The 12,513-nt window shown below is 63.0% G+C and carries 9 protein-coding genes; 4 read left to right on the plus strand and 5 right to left on the minus strand.

What is annotated here, in order from left to right; genetic code table 11:
• The 3 genes from ABE485_RS21300 to ABE485_RS21310 all read left to right on the plus strand — a co-directional run.
• Nucleotides 1-285: IS3 family transposase (locus ABE485_RS21300; protein WP_346517254.1), on the plus strand; the 285-nt coding region annotated here is incomplete at its 5' end.
• A 312-nt stretch (nucleotides 286-597) separates the two neighbouring features.
• Complete coding sequence (locus ABE485_RS21305) at nucleotides 598-3,015, plus strand: DEAD/DEAH box helicase (RefSeq protein ID WP_346517255.1); 2,418 nt, start codon at nucleotides 598-600, stop codon at nucleotides 3,013-3,015.
• Nucleotides 3,012-4,502, plus strand: coding sequence for a hypothetical protein (locus tag ABE485_RS21310; protein WP_346517256.1), 1,491 nt, complete (start codon nucleotides 3,012-3,014; stop codon nucleotides 4,500-4,502). Before ABE485_RS21305 ends, ABE485_RS21310 begins: the two co-directional genes overlap by 4 nt.
• 422 nt (nucleotides 4,503-4,924) lie before the next feature.
• Here the strand turns inward: ABE485_RS21310 and ABE485_RS21315 are convergent, their stop codons facing one another.
• Nucleotides 4,925-5,860, minus strand: coding sequence for a LysR family transcriptional regulator (locus ABE485_RS21315; RefSeq protein WP_346517257.1), 936 nt, complete (start codon nucleotides 5,858-5,860; stop codon nucleotides 4,925-4,927).
• Between the two features lie 151 nt (nucleotides 5,861-6,011).
• Here ABE485_RS21315 and ABE485_RS21320 point away from each other — a divergent pair, with 151 nt between their 5' ends.
• Nucleotides 6,012-7,211 (plus strand): MFS transporter, encoded by a 1,200-nt coding sequence (locus tag ABE485_RS21320; RefSeq protein WP_346517258.1) that lies wholly within the window; start codon nucleotides 6,012-6,014, stop codon nucleotides 7,209-7,211.
• Between the two features lie 83 nt (nucleotides 7,212-7,294).
• On the opposite strand, the gene ABE485_RS21325 is transcribed toward ABE485_RS21320, so the two are convergent.
• From ABE485_RS21325 to ABE485_RS21340, 4 genes are all read right to left on the minus strand, one after another.
• The gene (locus ABE485_RS21325) at nucleotides 7,295-7,546 is read right to left on the minus strand and encodes a hypothetical protein (RefSeq protein ID WP_346517259.1); all 252 of its coding nucleotides are present in this window, start codon (nucleotides 7,544-7,546) and stop codon (nucleotides 7,295-7,297) included.
• A 197-nt stretch (nucleotides 7,547-7,743) separates the two neighbouring features.
• Nucleotides 7,744-10,305 (minus strand): TonB-dependent siderophore receptor, encoded by a 2,562-nt coding sequence (locus ABE485_RS21330; protein ID WP_346517260.1) that lies wholly within the window; start codon nucleotides 10,303-10,305, stop codon nucleotides 7,744-7,746.
• A gap of 191 nt (nucleotides 10,306-10,496) precedes the next feature.
• A complete protein-coding gene (locus ABE485_RS21335; protein ID WP_346517261.1) occupies nucleotides 10,497-11,519 on the minus strand; it encodes a FecR domain-containing protein in 1,023 nt (340 codons plus the stop codon).
• Nucleotides 11,520-11,541: 22 nt separating this feature from the next.
• Nucleotides 11,542-12,135, minus strand: a complete 594-nt coding sequence (locus tag ABE485_RS21340; protein ID WP_346517262.1) for a sigma-70 family RNA polymerase sigma factor — start codon at nucleotides 12,133-12,135, stop codon at nucleotides 11,542-11,544.
• Nucleotides 12,136-12,513 lie beyond the last annotated feature (378 nt).

Raw genomic sequence — 12,513 nt, forward strand, 5'->3', positions numbered from 1 at the left:
TACTGGCGCTTGACATCGCTCGGCTTGGCTTCGGGTTTGGATTTATCCATGGGACACCTCCTTCAAGTATTGTCTACTTCTTCGGGTGTCCGGAAAACCCGGGCTAGCTCAGAGAGCTTCTTTAGCAACCTCAAGAACGAATTAACGCACCACCAAGTCTTCCATAGCAGGGAGCACGCACGGCTGGCGATCTTCAACTACATCGAGGTCTTCTACAACCGCCAGCGAATCCACCAGGGGCTAGGCTATAGAACCCCTGCTCAGGTTGAGGCCGCAGTGCCTTAACCAAACTGTCCGGGAAATCCGGGTTAGTCCAGAGTGCCTCCAGGAGAATTGCTTGGGGACAACGGATACTTCTATCTTTCGATAGAAAACTCTCGGAAGAACCACGGCTCCCGCTTGATTCATCTGACAGGCGCAACCGCCAAGATGACAGTGGAGTGGGAGACCGCAAAGCGCCGCTCGTCGTGGGTAACAGTCAAACCGATAGATTTGACTCAGCTCATCTGGGCACAGGAAAAATGTCTCGGGCGAATCCGTGCAAGGCTCGTCATATCCGAGGGAGTCAGAAACGACGCCGCGGACCTAGAGCCATCATTGGAACTGTGGGATGAGCAGTTTAGCGACGAAGCGGTACAAGAAGCGGAAGAATCGCTCGATAGTGATACAACCACCGAAAATATTGCATCTTCTCAGGCCGACGACAATGAAGAACAGCTAGCTCTGGCCAAAGGTCCGAAGCTCGACATTGACGTCAAGGAACTTTGGCAGGCTTTACTCTCAGCAGAGGAAGAATCTCTGCCTGTCGCAACCGTTACGAGCGAAGCACGGCGCAATCCTCAACGCGGACACCAAATACTGCTGCCTTGCGCTCTCGATGGCGCGGGATTTGACCCCGACATCGATGACCGGACTTGGGTTGAAAGGCTAAATGGCGAAGGCCAATGGCGTCGTTGCGGAGACCTGGAGCTGAGAGACACATCTCTCGGTGCCAACGCCGAACTTGCTATAGAGCGCTGGAACGGCAAACCAGCCAAAGTCGGAGAGAAGCTGAGACTGCGCACCAATATGGAAAGCGCGTCGTTGACGCGCAGAGCCGCGGCGGTCGACCGCATCATCGAGGGACGCTCCGTCGTGCCGGACTTGCTGGATTTCTTCCAGCCCGGAGACACACAGCCACTTCCGATGGAGTTCCATCGCCCCTCCGAAGAGGCATTGGATGCATACACGCAAGGCAACAAGAGCTTGAACGAGAGCCAAAAAGAGGCCTTCCGCAAGGCACTACAGTACGGCCCCCTGAGCTTACTTCAAGGGCCGCCGGGCACTGGTAAAACCTGGTTCATCGCGTCCCTGTTGCACTATCTCGTGACCAAAGAGGGGGCGCGCCGAATACTAGTGGTAAGCCAGGCACACGAGGCCGTAAATAACGCGCTGGAAAAAGCTCTGGAGTTATTTGAAGGCAAAGGGGAAGTGTTCGATGCCGTGCGGCTGGGCCACGAGTCTGTTGTGTCTGACACTATCCGTCACCTCCATTCCTCGTCCATCGAACAGTCCTATCGCGAGAGCTTCAAGGCAGAGTACAAGGAGCGCGTTGTTCGCCTGGGCACTGAGATGGGACTCCCAGCGACCTTCGCTTCCGCTGCGGTGCAATTACACGTGAGCGTGGGGCGGCTGATTAACCAAATATCGGCATTGGCAGTGGACAAACCAGAGCCCCCGTCCGGAACGGGCAACGGCGATGACCAGGAGCCGCCCAGTGAAGACCCAGCGGTGCACCGGGGACGGCAACTGATGGAGGCGCTATTCGACATCTGCAGTCGCGACTATCAGTACGACATCGGTGAAAAACAACTCGGCGAAGTGCTGGATGACCTCTACGCACAGTTGGCTGACTTGCACGAGATTCAATCACCACAAGCGGTAGAGCGCCTTCGTCGCCTGTTGATGATGTCTGATGACTGGCTCAAAACTCTTGGCGAACCTGCAGCGAACTTTGTTGAGTTCTTGGCAAAATCACGAACTATTGTTGCTGGGACGCTGGTCGGCATCGGTCGCCGTGCAGCTGGCGTCATCCAGAACATGTATGACTGGGTGGTTATCGATGAGGCTGGACGCGCCGCTCCGAGTGAGTTGGCTGTAGCAATGCAAACAGGACGACGAATTTTGCTGGTAGGCGACCACAAACAATTGCCTCCAACGTTCGAACAAGATGTGCGCAACACCGTATCCAAGAAGCTGGGCTACGCCACCGAATCCCGCGCCTTTGCTAGCGACTTTGAGCGCGTCTTTGATTCTCCTTATGGCCTCACTGTTGGCGCCACGTTAAAGGAGCAGTACAGGATGGCGCCTACCATCGGGGAACTGGTGTCGGAGGTATTCTACGGCGGACAATTGGCAACAGGCCGCGGCGCTTCGTGGCTAGATACGAGCTTACTTCCCGCACCGTTGAGGCATGAGGTGTGCTGGGTCGACACCGCATCTCTTGGACGCAGTGCCTCAGAAAGCACCTCACCCGATAAGGTCGATTGCTGGAACGACGTCGAGGCCCGCGTCGTGATGGATGTCCTGCGAGCGTTGCTGCAGAATGCCGCACTCGTTCGAGCCCTGAAAGAAGGGTTGCAGCCTGGCGACCCTATCGTGGGCATCATCTGCATGTATTCAAAGCAGCGCGCGGTCTTGAATCGTCTAAAGAGCGAATCTCGCTGGATTCCAGCGGACCTGCGCCGATTGGTCAAGATAGACACGGTTGACAGCTACCAGGGCAAAGAGAATCGTATCGTGATTCTCTCGACCGTTCGCAATAACCCCCAACAGAACCCCGGCTTCCTGCGAAGCCCGAACCGCATTAACGTCGCGATGTCACGAGCGATGGAACGCCTCGTGGTCGTAGGAGCCACTCCCATGTGGAAAGGCAAGAATGAGAACACCCCGCTGGGTCAAGTGCTAAAAAAGATTGAATCATTGCGTGGCGCAGACCGAGCCGCCATCGCCAAGGCACAGGAGTTTAGGGCATGAGCATCGACCAAGCCCTCTTCAACAGAATCACCTTTGCTCTGCCCGTGCAGCCGTTTAAGGTCTCCGCCTTCATCTCTACAGAAGAGCGACTGCCAGCGGTAACGGAGTTTGTACTGCGACTTCTACACACATGCGGACACGTGTCGCTCTCGGCTTTTCGTCAGTATTTCGGATTCTCCGAAGCAGAGGCTCTAGCAGTCGTCGAGACGTTGGACCGTCAAGGTTACGTGACACTGACAGAAGATGAACTAACACTCAGCGAGGATATGCGACAGCGTTTCGAAGCATCGCCCGACAATTACCCATGGGTGAGCAAGCTGAAGCGTCGCACCGACGTGGTATTTTTTGACCTCTTGTCCTTCTCGGTGCTTGGGCGGGCAGACTTTGCGTTCGCGACGGCCAACTGGGTGAAACTAAACCCACCACCCGCAATGGTCGGGAACAGTATAGAGCAGGCGCGTCGAGCGTATCGCGAGAGCTTTGTGCGCATCGAACGGGCTACTGCTCGCGCTCGCGGCGAGGAGCGTGAGCGCTCCTACGGCGTCCACTCAATTGAGAGCATCGACGCGCGCAAGCCCGGGTTTATTCCTCTGACTGTGAGCCTAGAAGTCGATGCGAAGAACACGGTGACAGTTAAGCTGCCACACGAATTTGAAGCTGGGGCGAGCTTGGACCTGTTGTCAGAGTTTCGAGAAGGAGTGGCGGCCACGCTGGAGGCCGGTACTCACAATGGTGAAGACGGGTTGCAGAATTTTCTGGACATGTTCGGGCTGGACTTCCTCCGACCGTATGCGCCGGCAGCGGAGCTAAATGCACACAAATTGGCGGTCGACATAGAACGCGGATTAGATGCGCCTGCAGGAGTTCAACCCATGTTTGGCGCCTTATACCTCCAAAGAAACCGTAATGTGGTGCTCGACCAGATTCATGAGGCTCGAGTCAGCCGCCGAGGAAAGCCAGTATTTCTTAGCTCCCTCAGTTGGCTTGCGCCAAACTACGCCCTATGGGGACGCGGCGAGGACTTTAAGCAGTCGGTAGAATCGTTCAGAAAGGCGATTCGGAACACAGGCAAGGGTGACGACCTGTTCATATTCGACAGGGCCGACGAGCGTCAGGAGCACTCTGTAAGGAGCAAGTTTGCCGGCACGGGTCTGGTTGAACTCCACCTACTTAGGCACCAGCCTCCGTCCTCAAAATCCTGGCAAGACTGCCTGGAGCTCATTCTGTACCCTGGGCGCTTCGCAGTGGTTATGTTTCACGCGACATCGCCATCGACCCCAGGTGCGTGCCTCCCATTCGGGTTCTTATCGACACAGCCAAAACATCTACGTATGGTCCATCAACTTATGGTTGATGCTGGAGATGGAAAGTACTACGGCGGACGTTGGGCGCCGAGTCGTGATGGAACCCCTAAAAGAATGCAATCACTGTTCGAAGCCTGCACTTCTTTGGCGTACTCTGACATCCAGTTATCGTCTACTTCATGAAGCATTGCTGATGAGGCTTCAGTTGAGACTGATGGTGGTGGCGCCGGCGAATTGCTGCAGGCACATCGACTGACCCTGTCGTGCCTGTGGCCATAAGCTGGCACTTCGTGAAGAAATCAGAAACGCCCAAGAAAACAGAGGGAATTTCCTTTTATTTTCATCCACTTAAAAAAAACGACAGCTTATGGCTTAGATTTTCGCGAAGTGCCGGGATATGCTTTCATGGCCCCGGGCGTCGAGGCCTGCTCTGCCAGGCAACGATGACAACTTATGGTTTACTTGATGTCAGCTTTTCCCTAACGCCACATTAAGCCGCCCGGCATTGCGCCGGGCGGCTTTTTATTTGCCTGACGAGAACGCCGCGCCGGGCTTGCCCTTGCTTCGCAAGATCCCCGCATGACCGTGGCCGCGCCAGGCGCCTTTTACTCCTCTTCGAGCTGCGCCCGCGCCCGGAGCGTTTCCTCAAGCGGCAACTGCGCGGCAAATGCGTCGACCATGAAGTCGATGAAGACGCGCAGCTTCGGCGCCCGTTTCTTGCTGCATGGCCACAGCAGCCGGAATGTGCCCTGGTGCTCGACGTGCGCGTCCAGCAGGGACACCAGTTCGCCCCGTCCGATGGCCGGCCGCACCATGAAGTCCGGCAGGCACGCGATGCCCAGGCCGGCCAGGGCGACATCCATCAGCGCGGCGGAGGTGTTGCACACCATCGAGGCCGGCAACTCGTCCGCCGGCTCGCCGTCGGTGCGCCGGATCGGCCAGGGTTCCAGCTTTCCCGTGCTGGGGAACTTGTGCTGCAGGCAGGCATGGTTGTAAAGATCAGCAGGCATTCCGGGCGTTCCGCGGCTGGCCAGGTAGCCGGGGGACGCCACCAGCAGCAGCCGGTAGCTGCCAAGCTGGCGCGACATGAGGCGCGAGTCGATGGGCTGGCCAGTGCGCATCACGACATCGAAGCCCTCCTCGACCACGTCCACCAGACGATCCGAGAAGTCCACGTCCAGTTCGATGGCCGGGTAGCGGCGCATGAAGGCGGTCAGCGCGGGCATGACGAGCATGCCGACCAGCGGCAAGCTGATGCGCAGCCGGCCTCGTGGCGCTTCGCGCGTTTCGGACAGTTCCAGCTCGGCCGCTTCGACTTCGCAGAGGATGCGGCGGCATCGCTCGAGGAACAGCGCGCCTTCGGCGGTAAGCGTGATGCTGCGCGTGCTGCGGTGAAAGAGGCGCACGCCCAGGCGCTCTTCCAGGCGGGACACGCCCTTGCCCACCGCCGACGAGGACACGCCGAGGCTGCGTCCGGCCTGAGAGAAGCTTCGGGCTTCCGCCGCCTGCACGAAGAACGCGATGCCGTTGAGCGATTCCATGGAGCCCCTATTAAAGAAAATTTGTCCGATATCTTGCGAACATTAGCATTATTGTCTTGCATCCGAAGTCCGCTCAACATGGCTGCCCATATTCCATCCGTGCCGGTTCCGCGCCACTGCGCAAACCGCCGGCACCTGAAAAGGCAGACTCATGAGCAGCACGACAACCACGGCTTCAGGCATCGGCGTCCAATCGCCCCCCCTCCCCCTTGCAGCGCTGCTGGCCCTTGCGCTGGCGGGATTCGTCACGATCCTGACTGAAGCGCTGCCGGCCGGCCTGCTGTCGCAGATCAGCGCTGGCCTGGCCGTGTCCGAAGCCATGGCCGGGCAACTCGTCACCGTCTATGCCATCGGCTCGCTGGCCGCGGCGATTCCGTTGACGGCCGCCACACAGGGCATGCGGCGCCGGCCGCTGCTGCAGGCGGCCATCGCGGGGTTCGCCATCGCGAACACGGTGACGGCGCTTTCCGGCAGCTATGCGCTGACGATGGCGGCCCGCTTCCTGGCCGGCGTGTCGGCCGGGCTGCTGTGGGCGCTGGCGGCGGGCTATGCCGCGCGCATGGTGCCGGCGAGCCAGCAGGGCCGGGCCATCGCCATTGCAATGACAGGCGCCCCCTTGGCCCTGTCGCTCGGCGTTCCGGCGGGCACCTTCCTCGGGAATCTCATGGGCTGGCGACCGGGCTTCGGCATCATGAGCGGACTGGCGCTGGCGCTGATGGCCTGGGTGCAGATCAAGGTGCCGGATTTTGCCGGGCAGCCGGCGGGCAAGCGACTGGCGCTGCGGCGCGTGTTTACGCTGGCGGGCGTGCGCCCGGTGCTGTTCGCGGTGCTGACCTTCGTGCTGGCGCACAACATCCTCTACACCTACATCGCGCCTTTCCTGGCGTCGGCGGGCCTGGCCGAGCGGACGGATCTGGCGCTGCTGCTGTTCGGCGCCGCGTCGCTGCTGGGCATCTGGATCATCGGCGTGCTGGTCGACCGCCAGTTGCGCGCGCTGACGCTGGCCAGCACGGCCCTGTTCGGCCTGTCCGCGCTGGCGTTAGGCGTGGCGGGCGATATCCCGGCCGTGACGTACGCGGGCATCGCCGCGTGGGGCCTGGCCTTCGGCGGCGCGCCGACGCTGTTCCAGACCGCCCTGGCCAAGACAGCCGGGGACGCGGCCGACGTCGCGCAGTCGATGCTGGTCACGTCGTGGAACCTGGCGATCGCGGGCGGCGGCATCATCGGCGGCATCCTGCTGGATCGCGTGGGCGTGGCCGCGTTCCCGCCCGCGCTGCTGGCGCTGCTGGCGGCGACCCTGGCCGTGGTGTGGGCGGACCGGCATCACGGCTTTGCCGCGTCGCACGGATGATGCAGGCGCGAGGTCGAAGCGCCCGCCGAAATGGCGGCGTCGATACGCCCGCCGCGCGGGCGGCCCTGGGATGCGTCAGGCGTTCAGTTGCTGTTGATCCAGTCCTGCGTGCCCTGGATGAACCACGGAAGGTTCAGGCGCTCCCCTTCGCCCGACTGGATGGTCAGACGCTGGCCCGGCGCGTTGGAATCGCGGCCGGCGTCCGGCGACACGGCGGAGGGCCGGGTCCGGTAGTCCATATCGGCCTGCCGCGGGGGACTGTCCGCGCACGCGGCAATCGATGCGCCCGCCGCTCCGACAAGGAGCAGCCGCAGCGCGATACGTAGGGTCATCATGATGTTCACGTTCCTGCTGGCGGCACGGGCCGAAGTGCCGGTCAATCAAGGCCTCACCCCGTACCTTACTCGCATTGCGGGCCTTCGTGAGCGGCCCGTGCCCCTTGAGCGGGCACCAGCAGGGCCGGCGCCCGGCGCGTTGGAGATGGCGCCATTGCGGCGCCGCGCTTGTCCGCGCGGGTTATCGGCGAGCCGCTTCAGAACTGGTACTTCAGGGTCAGCATCGCGTGGCGGGTGGGCGCGTAGATGCCTGTGTAGAAGGTCGTGTCCAGCCCTTGCAGGTACTTCTTGTCGAACACGTTATTGACATTGAGCGTGGCGGATAGCTGGCGGTTGAAGTCGTACCGGGCCATCAGGTTTGTGACGAAATAGGCCGGCTGTTCGCCGTTGAGGGTGATGCCGGGCAACGACCAGGTGGTGGCGCTGTAGTGGATGCGGCTTTGCCAGTTCACCCCGCCGCCCACGGTCAGCCGATGCCACTCGCCGGGCAGGCGGTACGTGGTCCAGAGCTTGGCCATATGGCGCGGGAAGATGGTGCGGATGGCCTGGCCGTCGGCGTCCTTGGTGATGCTGTAGCTGTAGCTCAGCGCCGCCTGCCAGCTGGGGGTCAGCTCGCCGTTGAATTCGATGTCCAGGCCGGACGTCTTGGCGCCGTTCACCGCCCGATAGGCCGGCTCGTTCACGGTGCCCGGCACGGTCTGGCCCTGGTCCGCCTCGGCAAGGTTGTCCTGGCGGATCTGGTAGAGCGCGATGGCGCTGTTCAGGCGGCCGCCGAAGTACTCGCTCTTCAGGCCGATTTCGTAGTTGTCGCCGGTGCGCGGATCAAGCGTGTTGCCGTTGCGGTCGCGCGCGCTCTGCGGCTTGAAGATGCTGGTGTAGCTGGCATAGACGGCGTGCTGCTCGTTCAGGTCATAGACGACGCCGGCGTACGGCGTGACGACGCCGCTCTCGCTCATTTCCGTGATCTTGTTGTTGCGCGCCAGCGCCGGCGACGCGTAGATCTGCGAGAGCTTGTAGCGGTAGTTGCTGACCCGCGCGCCCACGATGACCGCCAGGTCGTCCGTGGGCTTCAGGCGCAGCGCGGAATAGACGCCCTGCTGCTTCTGCCAGCCGTCATAGTCCATGAGCTTCTGGCCCGTCACGGTGGGGCCGGCCGTCTCGTTGCCCCAGTCGTAGATGTTGACCGCGCGGCCCTCGATGCCCGCGCCCGACATCGGTTCGTGGAAATTCTTGAACTCGGACCAGTTCACGCCGAACACGAGTTCGTGCTTTCTGCCCCACAGCTCGAACGGGCCGGCTGCCTGCACGTCAAAGCCAGACTGGCGCTGCCGGGCGCTGCCGAGCCCGCCATAGAAACGGACGCCGTCGCCGCTGGCGCGCTCGACGAATCCCCAGCTTGCGTTCGCGGACGAAAACTGGCGCTCGCCGTACATGTAGTTGCCCGAGAACTTGAGCTTCCAGTCGTTGACGAACCGGTGCTCCAGGTTCAGGAAGGCGTTGTAGACCTGGATTTCATTGGTGCTCCAGCGCGCGGCCGCGTTGTCGGACGCGTCGAAGTCCGTCTGCTGGCCATCGGTGTAGAACAAGGGCAAGCCGGTGGACGATTGCCCGCGCGGATCGTTCTTCTGGTAGTCCAGGCCTGCGGTCAGCATCGTGTTCGGCGTCAGGTCCGCCTCCAGCACGCCGTAAAGCACGGTCTTCTTTTCTTTGTAGTAGTCCATGTACGTGTCGCCCTGCTCGTGCGCGGCGACGAAGCGCCCGCGCAGCGTGCCGGCGTCGTTGATGGGGCCGCCGACGTCCACCTCGCCGCGGCCTCGGCCCCAGGTGCCCCCGCCAAGGCTGACGTAGCCCTGGAATTCGCGCGAGGGCTTCTTGCGCACGAGATTGATGGTGCCGGAGGGGTCGCCGGCGCCGGTGAGCAGGCCCGTCGCCCCGCGCAGAATTTCCACCCGGTCGTAGATCGCGAGGTCCGCCTGGCTCTGCGGAATGTTCTGCGACACGATGTCGGTGGCGGTGAGGACCCCGTCGTACTGGTAGTTGTCGATGCCGTATCCGCGCGAAAGCACCGAAAAGCGGCTGGCGCCGATGTTCTGCACCGAAATGCCCGGCGTGCGGTCCAGCAGCGTCTCGATGCTGTCGATGCCTTCGTCCTCGATGCGCTGGCGCGTCATGACGCTTATCGTCTGCGGCGTCTCGCGCAGCGTCAGCGGCAGGCCCGTGGCGAATGACATGGGACCGGTCATGGCGTAGCTGTGGGAGCCCTCGGTGGCATTGAACGAATCGGCCCGCACCGTCACGGGCGCCAGCGTCGCCACGCCGGCCGCCGCGCCGGGAATCCGGTGCAGCACGTAGCTGCCCGCCTCGCCGGGCGCCGCGGCCAGGCCCGTCCCGGCCAGCAAGGCGTTCAGCGCCGCCTGCGCCTCCAGGTCGCCCGACACGCCGGGGCTGCTTCTGCCCTGCGCAAGCTCGCCGGCGCCCGCGACCAGCACGCCCGATTCGCTTACGAAGCGCGCCAGCACGGTGCCCAGGGGGCCGGCCGGAATGTCGTAGCGGCGCACCGACTCGGCCGCCTGCGGCGCCGGAGCCGTTTGCGCCGAGGCGTCGCGCTGCCCGCCGGCCAGCATCAGGATGCCCCCCACGAACGCCACCTGGATCAGGCGCGCCGTCCAGGTCAGGCGCAGCGGAATGGCCTGGCGATGCAGCGGACGCAGGGAGGGGGGCGCCGGGTGCAGCGCGGCGCGAGCGGAATGACGGGGCATGACGAACGTGGTTCCAATGGGGTTTATCGACGAGAACGGTTCGACGGAAACGCGACAGGACTCGCTCTCATTAAGGGAATCGAATGAGCGGTCCAAAGGCGGAACCTGTTTGCCGAAAAAATTCATCGGCCGTGCGATTCGGGCGCGCAGGCCGGGGGCCGGGCGGCCGCCCGGCATGGCGTCGTCGGGGGTCAGAGGCTGGAAGCGGGGCCGCTCCGGCGCTGGATGCTGACCCACCACGGCAGCGTGCGCTTGACGCGGATGGGCAGAACGGCCTCGAGCATGGCCAGCGCGCGGTCGGGATCCGCGATGGGATAGCTGCCGATGACGGGCAGGTGCGCGATCTCGGGATCAACGCGCAGCACGCCCCCGCGGTAGCGCTGGAGCTCGCGCGCCACGTCCGCCAGCGGCGTGTTGTTCGTGATCAGGATGCCCCGCGCCCACGCCTCGCGCGCCGGGTCGGCGGATTCCGTTCCCGCCAGAAACTCGCCCGTGAAGCGGGTCTGCTGGCCGGTCTGGATGACGCGAGTGCTGCCGGTGTCCGCGGTGCGGGCCTCGACGGCGCCCTTGTAGACGGCCACCAGCGTCTCGTCGCCATCCAGGCGCACGGTGAAACGCGTGCCCAGCGCGCGCAATCGTCCCTGTGGCGTATCGACCACGAATGGCCGTACCGGATCCGGGGCGGTCTGTATCAGTATTTCACCGGCAAGCAGGCGAAGGCGGCGCAGGCCGCCGCCGTGATCCTGGTCAAACGCGCTGGCCGCGCCGAGCCAGACCTGCGAGCCATCGGCCAGTTCGACCCGGCGCACCTCGCCCGTGGCGCTGCGATAGTCCGCGGACCAGGCGAGCACCATACCGGGCAGCGGGGTCAGCCGCCATGCCGCCAGGCCCGACAAGCCGGTGCCGGCCAGGGCGCCGAGCCCGAGCAGCATCTGGCGGCGGCGCGCCATTCGTGTGTTGGCCGAGCAGAAGCCCTTGACGGCGGCTTCCCGGCTGGGGCTAGCCTGCAGCGGCTTGAATTGGCCGCTGATGCGCTCGACGTAACGCCAAGCCGTGCGGTGTTCCTGCGCGCCGTCCAGCCAGGCCTGCCAGCGCCGCTGCTCCTCGTCGGTGGCTTCGCCGGAGCGCAGCAGCGCAAACCATTCCGCGGCCTGCTCCAGCGCCCGGTGCGAAGGCTCCGGCGCCTGCGGCGAAAAGGACAGTTCGGTTTTCATGGGGACAGGGGCCCTCCGCGCGTCAGGCGGAGCCCGGTTCCAGCGGCGCCGGCTGACGCGCGGACGCCGGCAATTCGACCGCCACGCTGCGCGCTTCCAGCATCAGGCAGTGCAGCATGGCCTGGGCCACGTACTTGCGCACCATGCGGGTGGATACGCCCAGTTCCTCGGCCACCTCCCTGTCGGTCATGTCGCACGCGACGGCCATTACGAAGGCGTTGGCGGCCTTGACCGGCATGCTGCGCAGCATGGCATCGATTTCCAGCAGCGCCTGGATCACGATGGCCTGGTGTTCGGTCGACGGCGCGACCGCCTCCGGCCGCGCGGCCAGTTCATCGAGCCACATCTGTTCGATCTGGCGCCGACGCCAGAGGTCCACGCACATGCCGTTGGCCATCGCCCGCAGATAGGCCCGGGCCTCGGGCACGCTGTCGAACCGGCGGGGCTTCTGGATCAGGCGAAGGAACGCGTCGTGGGCGAGGTCCGCCGCATCGGACGAATCGCCCAGGCGCCGGCGCAGCCAGCCCTGCAGCCAGCCGTGATGGCTGCTATAGAGGTATTCGATGTTCGAAGTAGGCGTCTCGCTGGCCACGGCGGTAAAGGGACCTCGAGCCATCCAGGGACGCTCAGAAATCTAAATAAGAATTACTTTTAATTATCAACAAAATGCCCCCGTTTTGCAACGCGGCAGAGTCGCGAGCGGATGCGCGCGAATCCTTGCCCGCCTGCCGCATCCACGGCGGGCACCGGATCCCGCGCCCGATCAACTGAAATTATTTGTTTCACGCTTCGCGACATGCGCGTAACGCAAGACGGATGATTCGCCCCCAATATTTTCGACCAAGCCCTTGGCGCCGCTGCGCTTTCTCATCGCGGACGCCGCATCCGCCGCCCGCCAGCCAATCGGAATGGCTGGACATAGACAGACACATATTACGAATACTTTCAATACATAATAAACGCAAGAAAATGCCACCAACTTTGGGGGTCCGAT

The sequence above is a fragment of the Achromobacter spanius genome (assembly GCF_039673305.1).
Classification (GTDB): Bacteria; Pseudomonadota; Gammaproteobacteria; order Burkholderiales; family Burkholderiaceae_B; genus Achromobacter; species Achromobacter spanius_F.